The organism is Saprospira grandis str. Lewin, from assembly GCF_000250635.1.
In the GTDB taxonomy this organism is placed as follows: domain Bacteria; phylum Bacteroidota; class Bacteroidia; order Chitinophagales; family Saprospiraceae; genus Saprospira; species Saprospira grandis.
In genome coordinates, this window is sequence record NC_016940.1 from 1,481,795 (window position 1) to 1,501,472 (window position 19,678).

The following is a 19,678-nucleotide window of genomic DNA, read 5'->3' on the forward strand; positions in this document are numbered from 1 at the left end:
TATGGAACCTCCCGATAGATTTTAAGTGAGCTAGCGCACTAAAGCGCCTTAGATCATGGACCAATAAGAAAAAACCTTGCGCCAAATTCTGGGCGCAAGGTTTTTTGTTTGGGCGCTTTGCTTAGGATTAAGCAAAAAAGAAAATATAGATAAAATAGAGTCCAGCCGCTAAAAAGAGCAAGCCCGTCAGTTTGCGGACATAGCGTTCTAGGGTTTGGATCTGCTTAAAATAGCGACTCATCTTATGGGCCGAAAAGGCCAGTAGGTAAGCAAAAAAGAGGACGGGCAGGGCGGTTCCGATAGAAAAGAGGAGGCCCATCAGCCAGGCTTGGGTTCCTTCTTGTAAGGCCAAGGGGACTAGAGCGCCAAAGAAAAGGGCGCCACTATAGGGGCAAAAAGCCAGAGCGAAGAGAATGCCCAAGCCAAAGGCCCCGCTATAGCCCTTAAAGCCTAGCTTTTGGCCCCATTGGCCCAGGCCTGCTTGGCCCAATTTGGGCAGGGGGATCCAGCCCAGCATAAACAAGCCCAGCAAGAGTAAAATGGGGCCTAAAAAGCGTTCGCCTTTAGTTTGTAAGAAAAGCGCAAGCTCAAATTGGCTAGCGCCGAAGCCCAAAACCAATAAAATCAGTAAATAGACCAGGCTTCGGCCCAAGGTATAGGCCAAACCAGCCCAAAGCGTAGCTTTTGGTCCCTCTATAGATTTGGCAATATAGGCCGTGGCCGTAATATTGGTGGTCAGTGGGCAGGGACTAATAGCGGTCAGTAGGCCCAAGGCAAAAGCGGCCAAGGCGGGTAATTCCTTAGTGTGGGCCAGGGTATCTAGAAAATCCATCTATTGAGCTAACTGATTAAGTGCTTTTTCAATTTCGAGCTTGAGCTCATCCTCAAACTGGCTATCGTCTTTAGTGGCGCTACTAAAGGCAAAATCGGTAAGGTCCAGAATATGCTCGGTAGTAGGCGTAACGGTTTGCAGATACAGGCCAGTCCCAGAAGCCTCAAACTTCTTGGCCAGCTCATAATTATCGGCCTCTTCTACACTCATAAACTGATAGACCAGCTTATACTCTTGGAGTTCTTGGGCAAAATGTTCGGCCAAGACCTTTTTGGTCCTTGCCTCGATCGTATTGCAGGTTTTGCAGCGGCGCTTAGTATAAGTTTCTAAGAGTAAAAGATGATAAGGAGGGCGTTCGGCCTCTTCAATAGTGGGAGGAATAGCCGCTTGTACGGTTTGGGGAATTTCTGCGGGGGGCGTAGCCTCTCCACAGGCAGAAGCGAAAAGAACGATCAAAAAGAAGGGAATAGAGAGCGAAAGTAATTTCATAATGAGCAGTTTTCTTAGCGGCCTAGCGCTGCGGAGGGGGGGCGCGAAGCGCCAGACCAAGGCGGCTTGCCGCCGCAGGGCCGAGCAGACCTGCGAGCCCCGCAGCATAGCGCCGCAAGGCGAAGCCGCAGCGGAGGCCCCAAAAGATGATTAAATTAAATAAGGGGCTACAGCATTAAACAGAAAGCCCAATAAAATAATGAGCAGCGCCACTAGACTAAAAAAGAGGATAATTAGTCGCCATTGCATCACCTTTTTGAGCAACATGGCCTCGGGAAAAGACAGGCCAATAGTAGCCATCATGAAAGCCATGGCTGTGCCTAAGGGAATACCTTTTTGGATGAGCACCTCGAGTAGAGGCAGAATGCCTGCGGCATTATTGTAGAGCGGAATCGCGAGGACCGTAGCTAGAGGCACCGACCAAAAGCTGTTTTTGGGCAAATAGTTTTCGAGAAAACCCTCTGGTGTATAGCCATGCAAAAAGGCGCCTAGGGCAATACCGACCAAAATATAGGGCAGCAACTTTTTGAGGGTACCCAGAGCCTCTTGCCAAATGGCCAAAAAATTGGGTTTCCCAGCCTTAAACTGCTGTTGTTGAACCGCCTGAGTTTTGGCCAAAGCCTCTTGTAGCCAAGGGCTCAGCCAGCTATCTAGGCGAAACAAAGCGATGCTCCAACCCGCAAAAATGGCCAGCGTCATAGCGGCAAAAAGGTAGAAAAACGTAAACTTCCAGCCCCAGGCCGCCAGAAAATAGGCCAAGGCAATTTCGTTGACCAAAGGCGAGACAATCAGAAAGGTGAAGGTCAGGCCCAAGGGCAGGCCGCCACGCAAAAAGCCAATAAAAAGCGGGACCGAAGAGCAGGAGCAAAAAGGCGTAATGGCCCCTAAGAAAGCGGCAAAAACATAATCGAGGCCAAAGAGTTTATTCTTACTCAAAAAGCTGCGGATGCGGGCCGTGGGCAAATAATGATTGACCAAGCCCATCAGTTGCGTAATGAGCAAAAGCAGAATAATAATCTTGACGCTATCGTAGAGAAAAAAGTGTAGGGCCGCCCCAAATGGCGAATCAACCGAAAGGCCAATTAGACGAACAAAATAGGCCGCCCCATCTTCCAAAAACTGGAACATCCTAGTTGGCGTTTAGCAATTTGGCCAGCTCCTGCTTAGAAGGAAGGCCCACAAAAGAAGGCTTTTCATCAATGACCAAGGCAGGAGTGCCCATCACATCATAAGCCATAATATCCATAATGTCCTCTACCTTTTCTAGCTCAAAATCAAGCTGATGCTCGGCTTTGTAGTCGGCAATGAGTTGGTAGAGTTGCTTGCATTTGGCACAGCCCGTGCCCAAAACTTTAACTGATTTCATTGTATTGTATTTTTACGATTTAATGTGATGATATAGCTTTTGAGCAGCTTATCAAGTGATGTATATTACAGATGGCCATAATATTTTCCTTTGAGGTAGAAAGCCAAGCGGACCAATAAAATAAGGGCGGGGACCTCAATCAATGGGCCCACAACAGCCACAAAAGCGGCAATAGAATCTAGGCCAAAAAGGGCAATAGCCACCACAATAGCTAGCTCAAAGTTGTTGCCTGCTGCCGTGAAGGAGATAGCCACATTCTGATCATAAGGGACCTTTTGCCAGCGGCTAATGAAGAAGCCCAATAAAAACATCAGAACAAAATAGAGGCTGAGCGGAAGAGCCAAATGCAAAACCTGCAAGGGCAATTCAATAATGATATCTGCCTTGAGCGAAAACATCAAGACAATAGTAAATAAGAGGAAGAGCAGCGTTAGCGGGCCTATTTTGGGCAGAAACTTTTGCTCATAATTGGTTTTGCCCCAATATTTCTGTCCTAAAAAGCGGCTTAATCCACCTAGCGCAAGGGGAATCCCTAAATATATGCCCACCGTTTTGAGCAAGTAATGAAATGGAATTTCTGGAATCTCATCTAGCTCAATGCCTAGCCAAGCTGGCAAATAGTTAATAAAAAATAGCGCATAGGCCCCATAAGCCAAAAGTTGAAACAGGCTATTGAGAGCCACTAAAGCGGCGGCATATTCTTTATTTCCCTTGGCCAAATCATTCCAAACCAAGACCATAGCAATACAGCGGGCCAAGCCAATGAGAATAAGGCCCGTCATATACATAGGCTGATCGGCAAAGAACAAAACCGCAAGGCCAAACATCAGAAAGGGGCCAATTATCCAGTTGAGGACCAAAGAAAGCCCCAATACCTTTGTATTCTTCAAAAGCGCTGGCAATAGCCGATAGTCTACCTTGGCCAAAGGCGGGTACATCATTAAAATCAATCCAATAGCTAAAGGGATATTCACTTCTTGATATTCCCAACTAGCCAGAATTTCGCCCCAATTGGGAATAAATTTCCCCAACAGTAGCCCTAGTAACATGGCCATAAAAATCCATACGGTCAGGTATTTATCTAGATATTTCATTTTGGCTGCATTTACTAAAAATATAAAAGAGGTCTCGCCCTATTTCTTCTGCTCTTTGACGATATACAAAGGCCGCTCGATCTTGGCCATCTACCTTAGAAGGATCTTCATAAGGCAATGAAAAACGCTGATAAGCCTCTGGCAAATAAGGACAATCTGCCTCCACTTCACTACAAAGCATAAAGGCATAAATAGGCATTTCTGTCTGCTCGTCGATAGCCCAAAGTTTACTTTCTAAAGGACTCCCTTTACCCTCAGCCCAATAGAGCTGTCCCTGAGATAATGAGAAACCCAGCTGCTGAAGGCTGGCTGTAGTCTGAGGCGCTAAAGGTCCTGCAGCAGTTCCCGCAGAATGAATCTGAAAATTCAACCCAAAATAATGGTTGAACAAATGCGCCCAAAATTCTGCAAATTGACTTCTTCGGCTGTTGTGGCGACACACAAAATAAAGCTGGCTACCTTTTGGCGCAGCCCTTAAGGCAGCTATAATTGAAGCAAAACGATCAGGAGGGTAATACCTAACCTCCTTCTCCAATTGCTCAATTTGCTGGAGGAGTTTTGGATAAATAGACATAGATTTAAGATTTAGCAGCAGCCAGAATTTGGTCCACAACAAGAGCTTTTCTCTTCTTTTTCCTCTCCCTCAAATGTTATCCCACAAGCCTCTTTGGCCAAACAATCCGTTTGCTTAGCGTTCAAAATAAGCTGCCCAGAGGCGTTTAGGTCTAGCCAATAATACTCTAAACTCTGCGGCCCCTGATACTCTACGGCCAATTCTAAATCCGCCAATTGCAGCTTTTCTTCTGCCAACTCAATGATTTTGAGCATTTTACTAGGCGCCAAACGATGCTCTACATCATCGGCCACCCAAAATTGTAGGACCAACTCCTTTTGTTCTCGGAGCTGCCCACCACAATCCATAAATCTTTTTTGAACTTCTCCCAACTCAGTCAAATGAAAATGCGCTGGAATAGGCTGCCCGTCTTGTTGCAAAACAGTAAGGCGTTCAATTTGCCCCAAATAAGTTTTTAATGCTGATAGTTTCATAAGATCGTATTTTTACGATGGATTAGGTAAAAAGAAAAGGCCATTTCGGCCTAACAATCGTAAAAGTACGATAAGTAATTTAACTTTCTAGCTTAGCAGCAATTTTTATTAGAATTTAACAATTCTGGGCCTGCGATCAGTGGACCTAGGGTGTTTTGCAGCTTTTTCCAGCCCGCTTTATTGATACAATAATTACGGCGAACCCCCTCAATATTTCCTTGAATCAGGCCCGCTTCCTTCAGGGCCTTAAGGTGTTGGCTAACGGTAGCTTGGGCCAGCCCTAGCTCCTCTACCAAATCGCTAGTAATGCAAGCATTGGCAGAAATGAGGCGCTCTAGAATAGCGATTCTAGCGGGATGCGCTAATGCCTTAGCCAATTTGGCCATTTCGTTTTGCTCGCTACTAAAAAGCTCTGTTTTGCTGCTCGCCATAGTTATTTTTTAGATTTCTTTTCTTCTTCTTCCAAGAGTTCTTCTTGTTCTCGAATATAGGCTTCAATCAATTTATCTAGAATTTGCCGCATAGGTTTTTTCTCCTGTCGGGCAATAGTTTTAAACTGATCAATTTTCTTACTATTGAGCACCACCGTAAGCCGTCTTGTTTTCTGCTTTGCTTTTCGGCTGCCGTTAGTTTCCTGTTCTTCAGGGCTTTCCGGAATAGTTCGTCGGAGTAAAAGCTCTATCCCCACGGCTTTTTCGCCATCTTTATTTTGCACAACGCCCCTTTTCACTTCGGCCACCGAGGTGCCTTCTTTCCCAAAAGAGCTCTCAATACTTTCCTTAAAAAAGCTCTCTAGGTTATCGGCAAAAGATTTTCGGCTACTTTTACGTTTTTTGCCTGTTTTCTTTTTGCTTTTCGGGCTGCTTTTCTCCTCTTCTACCGTCAAAACAGAGGGATTATCTTGGGCATTATCCTCATAGAGGGTGTGCTCAAACAGTGATTCAAGGTCGGTAGAAAAGGATTTTTTATTTCGCTTAGCCATGATGCGGATACAATTGGAGAGGGCAGTTAAATAGAGGTAGAGGAAGGTATTTTGGGGCTTCCCCTTCGGCCCTTTGGGCCTTCGGGTCGGGCTGTGTCGGGGCTCGCTCTTCGCTCGGCCCTGCGCGGGCTTTGCCCGCTAGGTCTGCGGCTTTGCCGCCCCCCTATCCATCCCTAAGCCGGCGGCTTCGCCGCCTCTAGGTCCAGAGGCTATTCTTAGAGAAGAGCTTCCCGTATAGCAATATAACAAAAAAATTCTTTTCTGCTTCTTGCTTCTCTCTGCATAAGAGCAAAAGGGGCTATTTTGTTCCTTTAGGGGGCTAGTTTTAGGCGGCGCAGCCGCCTGCGAGCGCAGCGAGCCATGGCCCAGCGCTGCGGAGTGGGTGGCCGAAGGCCAGACCGAGTTTTTTGAGCGCAGCGAAAAAAACGTAGGGCCGAGCAGACCTGCGAGCCCCGCAGCATAGCGGCGGCCGCCCCACTATAAAGGGCGGCCGCGGGCCCCAAAAACAGTTAGTAGCGCTCTTCTTCTTCCTCTTCTTCAGAATCGGGATTATTTATATAATCAATAGCATCTTGGGCCATTCGGCTATTGGGGTATTCGGACAATACGCGTTCGTAGGCGCTGCGAGCTTCTTCCCAGCGGTCTTCCTGAAAATAGCAGAGGGCATAGTTAATCAGGGCCATTTCCTTATAGCTCATATTAGATATACTGAGGATAAAGAAAGAGCGGTAATCGTCTAGCCAGGCATGCTGTTTAAAATAATCGTAGCTACAGCTAAAGGCCTGTCGGGCCAGCTCATAATCTTCATTTTGCAGGGCCTTCATGCCCGAGCGATGATGATGAGGGATAATATTTTGGAGCAAAACAGAGAGGCCCAAATAGAGCAGGGCGCCCAACCAAGGCGCCATATCCCAGCCCAAGCCAAAGGCTCGAAGCAAAGCAATAAAAAGGGCAAAAACGATAAGGTGGGGCCAAATGGCCATCCACTTAATTTGTCGGAGTAAAGTGAGCATAAATTAGATTGTCCAGTCCTTGCCCTGCGCTACCTGCCAAGCGGCAAAGCCACCTCGCAAGGCATAGAGCTGCTTAAAACCATTATTGTACATAACCTCGCAGGCTTTGGCGGCCCATTGGCCCTGCTCGCAATATACAAAATAGGGCTGGTCTAGATCTAGGCCATGTAGAAATTCTACAAACTCTGGCCTTTGCTCAAAATTTACCAATACCGCATTGGGGATACTATCTCGACCCAGATCGGCATTGCCTCTAATATCTAGCAAAATGGCATTGGGGCGCTGCTCTAAGGCCTCCAACCAATCCTCAATATCTAGATTATAAAAAGGTGGAAGCTGCTGTTTTTGTCTTTTTCCTCGAATAAAAAACAGCCAGATAAAAATGGCAACAACGGTCAGTACCGTAGCAAAAAAAACAGGATTCATAATAAAAGTTATTCTTCTTTTGCTCTTTAGCGCTGCATTTAGGAGGAGGAGACCCGGCAGCGGCCAGCCCAAAATGGCTGGCCGCAAAGCTGAGTCTAAGGCTTAAGTAGAAAAAGTAAATTATACTTTGGCTACTTCCCAAGCCATCATACCTCCGTCCAAATTCGTGACTTTGGCATAGCCATTTTGGGCCAAAAATGCGCAGGCATTAGCTGAACGACGGCCAGAGCGGCAGTAAATGTAATAAGATTTGTTGGCGTCCAATTTAAGGACCTCCTGTTGGAAATTGTCGTCGAAGAAGTTGAGCTCAATCGCTCTCTCAATCTTACCCTCGGCAATCTCATCGGGAGTGCGTACATCTAGTACAACAGCGTTTTCATCGGCTTCAAAGGCTGCCTTAAATTCGGCAGGACCTAGATTAGGAAAGCTCATAGTTTCTATCATTTAGCAGTTAAAAGAATGTCCACAAGATAGGGCTTTCCCGCTAACTACAGTGTGACTTTGTTCCTATAACGCTTTTTTGCCCAAGAGGTTTTATTGTAGGAGGTTCCGCTCTTCGGCCTCTTGCAAAGCAGAGTGCAAAATAACGGGCTCTGACTTCTTGTCCATCCGCAAAACTAACATCTGTACTAGGGTCGAAAAGGCAATGGCAAAGTACAAATAGCCCTTAGGTATTGCCTCAATATGGAAGTCTCCAATTGCCGCATGGGCCAAATGTCCACCCTCTGCAATCAACATAAAGGAAATGAGGAGCAAAAAGGATAGCGCCAACATCTGAATAGATGGATGCTTATTGATATAGCGACCAATTGGGCCAGCAAAGGCAATCATAATCAATACCGAAAAGATAACCCCCAAAATCATGACCGGCAAGGCGTTCAAATCGCTCTGCGTCAGGTCTTGGGTAAGGCCAATAGCCGTCAGAATAGAGTCTACAGAAAAGACCATGTTGATGATGGTAATCTGTATAATGACATCCATCAGCTTGGCCCCCGTTCCATCATTGTTCTCGGGGTTGTGCCCCTCCAATTTATGATGAATCTCCTTAATGGTTTTGTAGAGCAAAAATATCCCTCCCAAAATTAAGACAATGGCCTGCCCATTGGGCTGTGCATGAAAACTCAAAATGTGGAGGTCTCCCCAGCTAGCCGTGAGGTACTGCAACATAATAGAGATACCAAACAAGAGAATCACCCGAAGCACCATCGCCAACAATAAGCCGATGTTACGCGCCTTGGGCTGCTCTTCCTTAGAGAGTTTGTTGGCCACAATAGAGATAAAGACAATATTATCAATCCCCAAAATAACCTCCATAAAGGTCAAGGTCAATAGGGCTGTCCAGGCCTGTGGCGAGGCAATCAGTTCCGCTAATCCTTCAAACATAATTTATTGGTCCGTTTTCATCTTGCTAATAAATTCATCCAATCGAGCTTGGGCGGCTTTCAATTCTTCCTCATAAGAAGGCACTACCGTCCCTTGCCCAGGCATCGTTTCTACATAAACAGAGGTAGATGGGAAGGCAATCTGTACCCCTAGGGCCTCTGCTAGCCGCAAGATAGCAAAAATAAGCTCTTCTTTCCAAGCTAATTCCTGCGCCCAATCATTCGTCTTGAAGTAGACCATAAAGAGCACATCCAAGGAAGAGGCCCCCATGTTATTCAAGTGAATATAGACGTTTTCTTTGTCGGTATGCGGATGCACTTCATGCAGTCTTCTCAAGCCCTGAATAAAGGTTTCTATTAGGGCCGGTGGCGTATGATAGGCCAAACCAATTGTGGTATTAAAGCGACGCATCTCCCGCTCGCCTAGGTTGTTAATGGTCTCATTCATGAGGTTGCCATTGGGCACCGAAATAACCGAGGTGTCCATGGTCTTAATTCTCGTCGACCGAAAACCAATGTCTGTGACGGTCCCCGTTACCGAGCCCACACTCACAAAGTCCCCGATCTGAAAGGGCCGATCGGCATAAATCATCATAGAACCCAAGAGGTTGCGCAGGGCTTCTTGGGCCGCCAAGGCCACGGCCAAACCACCCAGTGAAAGTCCCGCCAATAGGGCCGTTACATTCACCCCACAAACACTGAGGGCATGAATAAAGGCCGCCGCAATAATCAAGGCATTGACGATCCGTATAAAGATGGGCAGCAAGTACTCATCGGTGGTGGTTTTGGTCTGGCTGGTCAACCACTCCAAATAAGAACGGAAAAAAGCCAAACTGCGCATGGCCAAAACCGCCACCAAAACGGTATTCGTTAGCTTGAGCAATAAGAGCAGATAAAAGCTCAAGCCAATGGGCAACTGCAATACAGGCACAAAGGTATAGACAATATAAAGGACCAAAAGGTAGCTCAAGACCTTGGCCATCCGAATGACCTGCTTCTCATCAAAATGCCCCTTACCCAAGCGACTGTTGGCCAAAAAGTGAATGGTCCAACGAAATAACCTAGAGATAAAGGCATGTAGAATAAAACTTAGGGCAATCAAAATTAACATCCCCAAATATTGCCAGCTGGCCAAGCCCATAAAGCGCTGCTGCCCCAATTGTGGCAATAAGCCCAGCAATAAATCACTCCCAAAGGGGTAAACTTGCTTGTGCAGTTGCGGAATCGCCCGCTCTGTCTCTCTCGAATAATGCCATTTACCCGATATTTTATTGCGCTCCAAGTATACTTCGGGTAGCTCTTGCGGATAGGGAATATAGACGTTTTTCTGCCCCACAGAATCCTTATACATGGGGTCTTCTGGTACCCTGCTCAAAGAGACCCGCAGGCCTTTTCCATCCCAAATTTGCTTGAGCTTTAAGGCCAAATCTTGGCCCGCCTCGCCCCGCTTATAAAAGGGCCTAGCCGCCATGCTGGCATCATAATGCTCGGCCTGCAAATAGTATAAATGCGTATAAATGGCATCATAGGGCGTCAGCAAATTGGCCGCTGGCTTCTCCGAGGGGTCCCCCTCCTGCCCCCAAGCCAATATAGGCAGCAAAAGAATAAGTACTAAATATAACCGCTTGTTGATGAAGCGCATAAGTATTTTTGTTTTATGTTTTTTTACTCGAGCACAAAGTTAAGTTTTCTTCAGCGCTTAGAAAAGCTTCTATTCTTAAGTTTATATTTATGTTTTTTGGGGCCTGCCGCCTTCGGCGGCCGGGCTGTGCACTGGCTCGCAAGTCTGCTCGGCCCTGCGGGGCTTCCGCTGCGCTTCAGCCCCTGGGTCTGCGGCTGCGCCGCACCAGTTACCATCCCTAGGCCTGCGGCCCCTTCGGGGCCTGTAGGACCCAATAAGGAAAGGTCCAAAACTTAAGTTTTGGACCTTTTTCTGTTGTGCAGGAGTACTTTTAGCCATCGGGAGGGGTTTCTATACCTATCCAGATGGGTTCACATACCCGTCGAGAGGGGTTCCTATACCCATCAAGAGGGGGTACTCTAGCCCTCCGCAGGGCTACTCCTAATCATCAGGAGCATTTCCAGACCTCCGAGCGAGGGCCTCTCCTAGTCCGCTATAGGGGTTCACTTACCCATCCAGAGGGGTTCAGCTAGCCATCAGGAGGGGTTCCCATACCCCTCGGGAGAACTTCAGCTAGCCATCGGAAGGGGTACAACACCCCTCTCTAGGACTAGACGTAGCCCTCTGCAGGGCTAGTCCTAATCATCAGGAGCATTTCTGGACCTCCGAGCGAGGGCCTCTCCTAGTCCGCTATAGGGCTGCTGTACATTATCTTGAGGGCTAGCCCTACCCCTCCAGAGCAGTCTTCCTAGTTATCAGGACCATTCTTTTACCTAAAGAGGAGGACTTAGGCTAGTCATCGGCAGGACTTGTACTGCTCCAAAGGAGGACCTATAGAGGTCCTACAGAGGACCTAGGCCTATAGTATAGAGGACTTGAGTAAGTCCAAAAGAGGAGTTACAAAAGCCCTCTAAAGGACCTCCCCTAGCCCAAGCGAGGACTTAGCAAAGTCCTCTTGAGGAGCTATACAACCCCAAGCGAGGACCTCACTAAGTCCTGCTGAGGGGGTGCAGTACTCCTCGCCCTTATTTCAGCTAAAAGATGGGGCTGTTTGCTATCTAAGCAATTGAATTCATTAACTTACAACTATTATAAAATGCCAATCATAGCTTAGGAAAAGAAAACATCCCCTCGCAGGAGGGGATGTCGATTTTTTAGTTAGCCTTGGCCCTAGGGATGGCCAAGAAGTTCATTTTGTTCATTTTATGAGGGTTTCAACCCTCATTCATATATCATTGCGGAGCAATACTGCTGTTGTATGGCTGCTGGTTTCAACCAGCAGCCACAGCTAGCAGGCGGCGAAGCCGCCGCAGGCAAAGGCCAAATGAAAGCCCTGCCACTTCTATCCTTTGCTTTAATTTCTTGCTATTCTGCGTTATTTTTCTCAGCCATAGCTACAGCTATGCCTTTAAAAAATGCCTTGACTAGCCTGAAATTTTTATCAAAGGATGGCCGAAGCGCAGAACTTCCATTCGGCCTAGGGGCCTGAAAGGGTGGCCGAAGGCCAGACCAAAGCCCGAAGGGCTGAAGGGCCGAGCAGACTTGCGAGCCCTGCAAGGGCCCGGCCGCCGAAGGCGGCAGGCCCCAAATCCTAACCCACTACCCCAGTCACCTTAATCAAATAGACATCTTCTAGCTGCTCAGCTCGGCTAGCTGGGTTGAGGAACTTAGCGGTTAGTCTGGTCACATGAAAATGATCGAAATGCTTAATCTTCTCGTAACGGATGCCAGCTTTATCGAGTTCGGCTAGGCTTTTTCCACGGATGAGGATGATCCATTCGGCTTGTCCAGCGGCGGTCTCTATATCCTTAGGCGAATCGAAGACCTTGGCCACCTTGCCCAGATAGAAATCAAAAGAATGTTGAGAGAAATCATAGACCCCTACATTTTGCTCGGCCAAGCCCTCTTGGACCAGATAATGAGCCGCCTCAGAGCCCGACTGATAGGGCAAAAGCGCTTGATAGACATGGGCATTCATGCCTACATTCACAATAGCCATGGCAAAAACAGCGGGCAAAACCAATTGCATGGGGCGCTGCTGCTTGAACTTAAAATAAGGGATAAAGCTAGCTAGAGCGGCTAAAATGAGAAGTACAACCAACCAAATCGGGGCGCCAGGGAAGGCCCAGCCCATCAAAAGGGCCAAAAAGGCCAGAGCTGCAGTATGCAGGACAATACTTTGCCCCAGGGCCAAGGGCCAAACCCAAGACTTACTCGACTTGGCCAAATTCATTAACTGATGAGCGACCAAAACGGCCATCATGCCATACATCGGAAAAATATAATGCGGTAACTTATAACGAGAAAAAGAGAGGGCAATAAAAGGGAGGACAAAACCGCCAAGCGTCAGTAATTCCACCTTTTTCCCCTGCCAAAACTCTTGCAAACGGCGCAGCATGGCCCAAAGCGCTAGGGCCGACCAAGGCAAAAAAGACCATAGGAAGGTGTGCACAAAAAAGAACTTTCCGCTATCATTGGCCCATTCATTTTCTCCAGTGATACGGCCAAAACTTTGCTTCCAGAAAAAGAAATAAATCCCCTCCCAATCGGGAAACTGCAGATAGAGCCCATACAGCATAGGCGCCAAAACTAGCAAGACAATAGGTGCACCGAGCAGCCACTGCCAACGAAAGAGCATCTTCCAGTTTTTCTGCCCCAAAAGATAGCAGCCAATAGCGGCGCCAGGAACCACTGCCCCCAATGGCCCCTTGGCCATCATGGCAAAGCCCACCGCCACAAAACCCCAAAACAAATGCTTGAGTTGGGCCCCATTTACGTACTTCACCAGCTGCCAAATGGCCAAGATAGAAAAGTTAGAAATCAGCGTATCGGTGCGCACATCATGGTTAAACATCAGCCAAGCTTGGGTGCTGGCCAAAATTAGGGCCGCCAATTGGCCCGTTTGCTTATTATAAAGCTCCTTACCGAGTTGGTAAGTAGCCCAAAAACCCATAATTGAAGAGAGGACCGAGGGCAAGCGAAAGGCCCATTGAGAGACCCCAAAAATGGCATAAAACAAAGCAGAAGACCAAAATAAAAGTGGCGGCTTGTCCAAATAATCCTTTCCCTTATGATGCACTTGCAACCATTCTCCCGACTGCAACATCTCTTGACTAATAGAGGCATATTGGGCCGAATCCACATCCATAATCGTGACCATAAAAAGCCCCAAAACATAGGCAAGGGCCAAGGCCGGCCAGGCCCATTTATAAGCTGTAGGCTGCATAAAAAGCCGTTTTTGATATTTACAAAACTGCGCAAAAGTAGTACTTTTAAACTAGATTCATCGGCTATTATGAGGCCTTGCTCGGAAAACCCCCACAAACTGAAGCCCTTTAGGGATGATTTTGTAATTTTACTAGCTGTTTAGCTGATTTCCTAAAAGGAAGAGCATTACAAACTGTTCTTTTCTTTTTTGGGGCTGCCCCGCCCTGCGGGCGGGTCGGGCCATTGCGCAGCTCGCTGCTCGCTCGGCCCTGCGGCGCTTTCAGCGCTTTGGTCTGCCGCCTGCGGCGGCCCTGCTACAGCCCCTCAGCCTGCGGCGGCTTCGCCGCCTGTAGACCGCAAAAACAATCCCCCAACATCCAATTTTATCAAAACAAAATACCAATACTATATGCTTGCCCAAATGACCAATGGCGAACAACTAAAAGCACTACTAGACAGCCCTAAAAATATTGTCATTAGTGGCCATGTCAACCCCGATGCCGATGCACTGGGATCTACTTTAGCCCTTTATCACTACCTACAAACCCTAGGACATCGGGTGCAGGTAATTATGCCCAGTGAGCTGCCTCAGATGCTAGACTTTATGCCTGGCTTTCACCTTATTTGGAACTACGAGCGCAAACAAAAAACCAGTAATACCACCATTCTACAAGCCGATATTCTCTTTTCTTTAGATTACAGCGCCTTGGACCGTTTGGACAGCATGGAGTCGGTCTGGCGAAAGGCCACTGGCTACAAAGTACTGATTGACCACCACATGCAGCCCGAAGACTTTGCGCAAAGTCGGCTTTGGCGGACCAGCTCTAGTTCTACCGCAGAATTGGTCTATGACTACTTTGCCGAATTGGGCGCATTGGAGCAAGTCCCCTTAATGGCCTTTGAATGTCTTTATGTAGGCATCCTTGGCGATACCGGTCGTTTTCAGCATGCCACCAATGCTCATCTTTTCCGCATCATTGCAGATATGACCGAGCGAGGGCTCAACAGCAACTACATCACTAACATGATGACCAACTCCTTTAGTGAGAAGAAAATGCGTCTTTTGGGGCATTGCATCAATAAAATGAGCTTTTTGGAGGGCCTAGATGTGGGATACATTGCCCTTAGTCAGGCCGAGCATCAGGAATTTAACATTCAGCGAGGGGATTTAGAGGGCGTAGTGAACACCATCTTACAAATTCGCAGAATTAAGGTAGCGGCCTTAATTACAGAGCGGAAAGATCGGGTAAAGCTCTCTTTGCGGTCCAAAGGAGATTTCTCTGTACAGGAGGTCTGCAAAAACCATTTTAATGGCGGCGGGCATCGCAATGCTTCTGGGGGCATGAGTAGAGAGAGTTTAGAAGAAACATTAAATCGCTTTAAACGCCTGATGAATGAAGACTATGCTTCGGTTTTGCGTACTACTGCTAAGTAGTAGTTTATTTTGGTCTTGTCAAATTACTTGGGAGCAAGCAGAGGAGGGTTATGCCTTTCATACCTTAGCGGAGGGGCCAGTAAAAGGGCAGGTTCCTCAGTTTGGGGACTCCATTTGTTTTAGCTACAGTTTGGTATATCCCGATCGTGTAGAGCGGGGGGAGCGTTGTTTGATTTATCCGGTAAAAGCGCAGCGCAACTTCTTTTTACATCCTTTGGTCCAAATGCATCCGGGCGATAGTTTGGCCGTTGTTTGGAACTACGGGCAGTTGGCCGAAGAATGGCCAGAGGGGGCGGAGCATTTTGGACCTACAGACAGTGTACAGATTCAATACCGTTTAAACTACCTTTTAGATCGGCTTTCGCTCAAGGCGCAAAGGGAGCAAGACTATGCCCTAGCACATGGTTTTGAGCAGTTAGAAGACTGGAAAACCGAGAGTGCTCAGAAGCGGGAACAGGCCGATAGTCTAGAAGAATTGCTTTCGGCCTATCGTTCGGCCTATTTGGCGGAGCAGCTTCAGTTTGAGCAGGCAGAAGAAGGCTTCTTTTTTCGTTTGCAGGGAGAAGGTCGGGGCGCAGCTCCAGCCTATTGGGCCTATTATATTTTATTGGAGCTAGAGAATGGCCAAGGCCTAGACAACAACCTGCGCCGAGGAGACCGTTTGTCTTTGGAAGCAGGGCAGCAGGGGCTACCGCCTTATTATCAGCAGGCCTTGGCCAAAATGCAAATTGGGCAAAGGGGCTACTTTATCTTCCCCAAAAGTAGAAAAGTCCTTTACCTAGAACTAGTTGCGCCAAAACAGCAAGCAGAATAAGCCCCAGCTATGTTTAGATCTACGGAACTACAGGCGGCGAAGCCGCCGCAGGCTGAGGGATGGACAGCAGTGGCCGAAGGCCAGACCAAACGGGCGAAGCCCGTGAAGGGCCGAGCGAACAGCGAGCTGCGATACAGCCCGACCCGCAGGCCCAAAGGGCCGAAGGGGCAGCCCCAAAAAAAGAAAAACTACCTCTTCCTCCTCCTATTGCTGAGCAGTTTGCTATGGACCTCCTGCCGATCGGTTCCGAAGGGCTGGACGAGCTATCATCAGGGGAAATTTTGGTATAAACATAGCGGCCAGCAGCAGCGAAAAGGGCTGCGGCTGCCCAAAGAAGGGGACCAACTAGAGATTAGTTATAGCATTTGGAAGGGCGATAGTTTATTGTTGAGTTCGGCAGATCAGGCGGTGCCCGTATTGGTTGAAATGCCTTCGGCAGAAGCGCACAACTTATTCACAGAGGCCCTGAGTTTGATGGCCGAGGGCGATAGTTTGGAGGTATTGGTCTTGGCCAAAGCGGCTGCCGATATCTTGGGCCCCTATGCGGCAGAATTTGGAGAAAAAGAGCGAGTGCGCTTTGGCTATCGGCTCAAAACATTAAAAAGCCAGGCGCAGCTAGCGGCCGAAATTGAGGCCGAGCGGGCCCGCATTGCCCAGCGGCGGCAGTGGGTACAGGCAGAATTGGCCAAAGACAGCAGTTTGAGTCAGTTAGGGGGGCGAGCTGCCGAGGGAATAAGATTTGAAAAGCTAAAGTCCACAAAAGGTCCAAAACTTCAGCTTGGGCAGTTGGCCCAAATCCAATATATTTGCCTGCTACCTAATGGCGACATCATAGATGACAGTTTCTTGAACATGCGTCCGATTTGGGTAGAGCTAGGCGACTTAAAAACGATTCGGGGTTGGTCTTTGGCCCTAGAAGAATTTGCAGAAGGCGAGCAGGGGCTCATCTATCTCCCTTCGGCTTTGGCCTATGGGGCCTTGGGCAATCCGCCCTTTGTGCCGCCTCATAGTCCCCTTATATTTTATATAGAAGTACTGACTACAAAATAAAAACAGATGATCAATCGCTTTTGGAAATACGGCCCTATGGGCCTGCTTTTTTTGCTCCTCATGGCCTGTTCGGCAGAGCGTTCGGCCCAGCAGAAAATCAAGGAATTGGAAGAGCGGGTGGCGGCCAGTTTGGAAGAGCAGCAACAAAACGTCTTGGTCAAAGACAGCTTGCTTGGCCAACTACTATTTGCCTATGCCGACTATAGCCAGCAATTTAAGGACGATCCGCAAACGCCCATTTATCTCTATAAAATGGGTAGTTATTACTATCGGATGCAAAACTGGAAAGAAGCCAGCAAACATTTAGAGATGGTCATTGACCAATTTGAAGACAGCAAAGCCTATCCCGAAGCCCTCTTATTGGCGGCCTCGATCTATGATAGTCCGCATGATCGAAACAATGAGCGGGCGGGACAGCTCTATGAAAAATACCTCAAGGCCTTTCCGAATGGAGAAGGACGGGCCACCGCCGAATTCTTCTTTAAGCCTGCAGAAGAAAAAATGGAAGCTCGGATTGGCGAGATGCAAAAGCAACTTCGCTCGGGCCCCAAAGGGCAATTGGATAGAGCCATGGCGCATAAACTCGTGCGGCAGTACCTGCATTATACCCGCAACTACCCCAGCAGCGAATTTAGTCCGGCCTACTGCTTTGAAGGCGGAAAACTGGCCTCTAGCATTGGGGAAAGCTATGATGCCGTACAGCTTTGGAAGCGAATTTATGAGCAATATCACGACTTTCATCTCTATCCGCAGACCCTTTTGCAATTGGCCCTAGAATATGAGCAGAAGATGCCCATTTTCATGCAGCAATATCAAAGAAAAAAGGAGTTTCGCTCGAAGATGCATGCCGATTTTGAGCTCGAGAAGCTCACGGAAATCAATTGGACCGAAGAAGCCCGCAAAATGTATGAGGAGTTTTTGGAGAAATACCCAGAGCATGAGCTTCGCCCGCAGGTAGAGGCCTCCCTAAAGCTCTTGGGCAAAGACCCCAATGAAGTGGTTCAGAATTTTAGAATGCAGGTGGATAGCCTCCGAAGATTGCAACAATAAGATGAAGCCAGAAGCTGCTCAAAACCGCTTGGCCCAAGCCCTACTTGCCCTTTATGAAGAGCGAGAAGCCAGCACCATTGCCCGCTATATCTATGAGGACTGTTGGCGGGGCAAAACCCTAAGGGAAGAAGATTATTTGGCCCTAGAAAGCCGCTTATTAGCCGCTGAGCCCTGGCAATACGTAGTGGGATCAGCTGAGTTTTATGGCTATTCTTTTGCCGTCAATTCCGCCACCCTGATTCCAAGGCCCGAAACCGAGGAACTGCTTTACTGGATATTGCAAAGAGAAAATAAGCAGGCTCCTCTTAAGGTCCTAGACATTGGTACGGGCTCGGGCTGTATGGCCATTAGTTTGGCCAAAAGAGCCCCCAATTGGCAAGTTTATGCCTTAGATTATAGCGCTGCGGCCCTAGAGCTTGCCCAACAAAATGCGCAGCAGTTGGGAGCCAATGTTCAATTTATGGAACTAGATATTTTGGCCAAGGAAAACTGGGCCCAGCTGGCTGATTTTGACCTCATCATGAGTAATCCGCCTTATATCGCCCCTTCCGAGGCCAAAAGCATGGCCGCCAATGTGCTCGATTATGAGCCGCATATGGCCCTCTTTACGGAAACAGAGGATCGGCTCGTTTTTTATCGGGAGATTGTTCAACTTTGCCAAGGAAAGGCCCTTAAAGAAGGCGGCAGCCTCTATTTTGAAGCCAATACCTTTTCGGCCCAAGAGATTGCCGAACTCATGCGGCCTAGCCTTCAGGAAGTGCAGATTATGCCCGATCTAGAAGGCCGTCCCCGTATGCTTAGCGGCAAAAAATAGGAAGGCTATGAGCATGTATTTTTTTCGCCCACCTTTTATCCCCAAGGATAAACATGATGATTTGGCGGTAGATATTTTGGCCCAAACGGAGGCCGAAATTTGGCTGCCCTTTGCCCATGAACTGCTAGAGTGGTTGCAAGATCGCAACTGGCCTGTTGCGCCCCTAATTGCGGAGGTATTAAAGGAGGAATTGCCCCAGCTAGAAAAAGAAATAGCCCATATTCTGCAAACAGAAGATGGGCATTGGAAATATGATCTCTTAATGCTTTTTGGGCCCGATTGGCCCCCTAGCTGGCGGCAGATGCTCGCCCCTTTGGTCTTTCGGCCCTCTCGGCTCGATTGGGAGGCAGAGGTGGACCAAATTGCCAGCGAAATCTATTTTGACCCCTTCGATATGGAAGAGGTGCAGGGCCTGAGTTGGCGCCCCATGGAAGAGGGGCACCCTCTGGCCGAAAAATTACAAGAACGCTTCTCCACAGAGCTGCTCGCTAGCCAAGAAGAGCCCAAGAACTGGCCCAAATGGCGGGGCCGCCTACAATTTGAATTGGCCAAAGAATTAGGCCTAGATATTTTGGTGCACTATCACTAGTTGCCCCCCGATCGCTTTGTCTGGCTATAGCCCCATTTCTTGAGCAATTCTAGCACTTTTTCCGCCTGTTTTCCCTGCACAATAATTTCCCCATCCTTGGCGCTTCCGCCCACACCACAACTGGCTTTCAGCTTTTTGCCCAAGGCCTTGAGATCCTCCTCTGGCCCTACAAATCCAGTGACCAAAGTGACTTCCTTTCCGCCTCTTTTCTTGCGGTCAATTTGCACTCTTAGGCGCTGCTGCTGTGGGGGCAACAACTCCTCCTCCAAAGGCTCATCATTCCATTCAAAATTGGGATCTGTCGAATAAAAATTGAGTTTTTTCTTCTTCTTTGCCATCTTCCTTTCTGATTTAATTTTTTTTGGGGCTGCCCCGCCCTGCGGGCGGGTCGGGCTGTGTCGTGGCTCGCAGGTCTGCTCGGCCCTGCGCAAAATTCGCTACGCTCATTTTGCTGGGTCTGCGGCTGC

22 protein-coding genes are annotated in these 19,678 nt (G+C 48.2%); 6 read left to right on the plus strand and 16 right to left on the minus strand.

The features are described 5' to 3' along the window. Positions 1-127: 127 nt before the first annotated feature. The 15 genes from SGRA_RS06530 to SGRA_RS06615 form a co-directional block, all read right to left on the minus strand. On the minus strand, positions 128-832 hold the full coding sequence (locus SGRA_RS06530; protein ID WP_015691830.1) for an aromatic aminobenezylarsenical efflux permease ArsG family transporter: 705 nt from the start codon (positions 830-832) through the stop codon (positions 128-130). Then, a complete protein-coding gene (locus SGRA_RS06535; RefSeq protein WP_015691831.1) occupies positions 833-1,321 on the minus strand; it encodes a nitrophenyl compound nitroreductase subunit ArsF family protein in 489 nt (162 codons plus the stop codon). It abuts the gene before it with no gap. A 150-nt stretch (positions 1,322-1,471) separates the two neighbouring features. Further along, positions 1,472-2,449 (minus strand): permease, encoded by a 978-nt coding sequence (locus SGRA_RS06540; RefSeq protein ID WP_015691833.1) that lies wholly within the window; start codon positions 2,447-2,449, stop codon positions 1,472-1,474. A gap of 1 nt (position 2,450) precedes the next feature. Further along, positions 2,451-2,687, minus strand: coding sequence for a thioredoxin family protein (locus tag SGRA_RS06545; protein ID WP_015691834.1), 237 nt, complete (start codon positions 2,685-2,687; stop codon positions 2,451-2,453). Positions 2,688-2,752: 65 nt separating this feature from the next. Continuing rightward, positions 2,753-3,781 (minus strand): ACR3 family arsenite efflux transporter, encoded by a 1,029-nt coding sequence (gene arsB / locus SGRA_RS06550; RefSeq protein WP_015691835.1) that lies wholly within the window; start codon positions 3,779-3,781, stop codon positions 2,753-2,755. Next, positions 3,765-4,355, minus strand: coding sequence for an arsenate-mycothiol transferase ArsC (locus SGRA_RS06555; RefSeq protein ID WP_015691836.1), 591 nt, complete (start codon positions 4,353-4,355; stop codon positions 3,765-3,767). The genes arsB and SGRA_RS06555 overlap by 17 nt, the downstream gene beginning before the upstream one ends. Before the next feature lie 11 nt (positions 4,356-4,366). Continuing rightward, positions 4,367-4,828: a DUF6428 family protein gene (locus SGRA_RS06560; RefSeq protein ID WP_015691837.1), complete on the minus strand. Its 462-nt coding sequence runs from the start codon at positions 4,826-4,828 to the stop codon at positions 4,367-4,369. Between the two features lie 92 nt (positions 4,829-4,920). Then, entirely contained in the window at positions 4,921-5,259 is a 339-nt protein-coding gene (locus SGRA_RS06565; protein ID WP_015691838.1) for an ArsR/SmtB family transcription factor, read from the minus strand. A gap of 2 nt (positions 5,260-5,261) precedes the next feature. Then, positions 5,262-5,810 (minus strand): hypothetical protein, encoded by a 549-nt coding sequence (locus tag SGRA_RS06570; RefSeq protein WP_015691839.1) that lies wholly within the window; start codon positions 5,808-5,810, stop codon positions 5,262-5,264. Between the two features lie 509 nt (positions 5,811-6,319). After that, on the minus strand, positions 6,320-6,823 hold the full coding sequence (locus SGRA_RS06580; protein ID WP_245538651.1) for a tetratricopeptide repeat protein: 504 nt from the start codon (positions 6,821-6,823) through the stop codon (positions 6,320-6,322). Between the two features lie 3 nt (positions 6,824-6,826). Next, a complete protein-coding gene (locus SGRA_RS06585) occupies positions 6,827-7,249 on the minus strand; it encodes a rhodanese-like domain-containing protein (RefSeq protein ID WP_015691842.1) in 423 nt (140 codons plus the stop codon). 120 nt (positions 7,250-7,369) lie between these two features. Beyond that, positions 7,370-7,681: a rhodanese-like domain-containing protein gene (locus tag SGRA_RS06590; protein ID WP_015691843.1), complete on the minus strand. Its 312-nt coding sequence runs from the start codon at positions 7,679-7,681 to the stop codon at positions 7,370-7,372. Positions 7,682-7,783: 102 nt separating this feature from the next. Continuing rightward, positions 7,784-8,632, minus strand: coding sequence for a TerC family protein (locus tag SGRA_RS06595; RefSeq protein ID WP_015691844.1), 849 nt, complete (start codon positions 8,630-8,632; stop codon positions 7,784-7,786). Positions 8,633-8,635: 3 nt separating this feature from the next. Continuing rightward, complete coding sequence (locus SGRA_RS06600) at positions 8,636-10,273, minus strand: mechanosensitive ion channel family protein (RefSeq protein WP_015691845.1); 1,638 nt, start codon at positions 10,271-10,273, stop codon at positions 8,636-8,638. A 1,570-nt stretch (positions 10,274-11,843) separates the two neighbouring features. Continuing rightward, on the minus strand, positions 11,844-13,478 hold the full coding sequence (locus SGRA_RS06615) for an ArnT family glycosyltransferase (RefSeq protein WP_015691848.1): 1,635 nt from the start codon (positions 13,476-13,478) through the stop codon (positions 11,844-11,846). A gap of 390 nt (positions 13,479-13,868) precedes the next feature. On the opposite strand from SGRA_RS06615, the gene SGRA_RS06620 reads away from it, so the two are divergent. The 6 genes from SGRA_RS06620 to SGRA_RS06645 all read left to right on the plus strand — a co-directional run bounded on the left by SGRA_RS06620 (position 13,869) and on the right by SGRA_RS06645 (position 19,211). Beyond that, positions 13,869-14,894 carry a DHH family phosphoesterase gene (locus SGRA_RS06620; RefSeq protein WP_041329863.1) on the plus strand — a complete coding sequence of 342 codons (1,026 nt, stop codon included), beginning with the start codon at positions 13,869-13,871 and terminating at the stop codon, positions 14,892-14,894. Continuing rightward, entirely contained in the window at positions 14,854-15,708 is an 855-nt protein-coding gene (locus SGRA_RS06625; RefSeq protein ID WP_015691850.1) for an FKBP-type peptidyl-prolyl cis-trans isomerase, read from the plus strand. The genes SGRA_RS06620 and SGRA_RS06625 overlap by 41 nt, the downstream gene beginning before the upstream one ends. Positions 15,709-15,927: 219 nt before the next feature. Beyond that, positions 15,928-16,758: an FKBP-type peptidyl-prolyl cis-trans isomerase gene (locus SGRA_RS06630; RefSeq protein WP_245538652.1), complete on the plus strand. Its 831-nt coding sequence runs from the start codon at positions 15,928-15,930 to the stop codon at positions 16,756-16,758. A 6-nt stretch (positions 16,759-16,764) separates the two neighbouring features. Next, positions 16,765-17,808, plus strand: a complete 1,044-nt coding sequence (locus tag SGRA_RS06635; protein WP_015691852.1) for a tetratricopeptide repeat protein — start codon at positions 16,765-16,767, stop codon at positions 17,806-17,808. A gap of 1 nt (position 17,809) precedes the next feature. Beyond that, positions 17,810-18,622 (plus strand): peptide chain release factor N(5)-glutamine methyltransferase, encoded by an 813-nt coding sequence (prmC, locus tag SGRA_RS06640; RefSeq protein ID WP_015691853.1) that lies wholly within the window; start codon positions 17,810-17,812, stop codon positions 18,620-18,622. A gap of 7 nt (positions 18,623-18,629) precedes the next feature. Continuing rightward, positions 18,630-19,211, plus strand: coding sequence for a DUF5071 domain-containing protein (locus tag SGRA_RS06645; RefSeq protein WP_050981164.1), 582 nt, complete (start codon positions 18,630-18,632; stop codon positions 19,209-19,211). Here the strand turns inward: SGRA_RS06645 and SGRA_RS06650 are convergent. Continuing rightward, on the minus strand, positions 19,208-19,549 hold the full coding sequence (locus tag SGRA_RS06650; protein WP_015691855.1) for a translation initiation factor: 342 nt from the start codon (positions 19,547-19,549) through the stop codon (positions 19,208-19,210). The two genes, SGRA_RS06645 and SGRA_RS06650, sit on opposite strands and share 4 nt — an antisense overlap. Between the last annotated feature and the right edge of the window lie 129 nt (positions 19,550-19,678).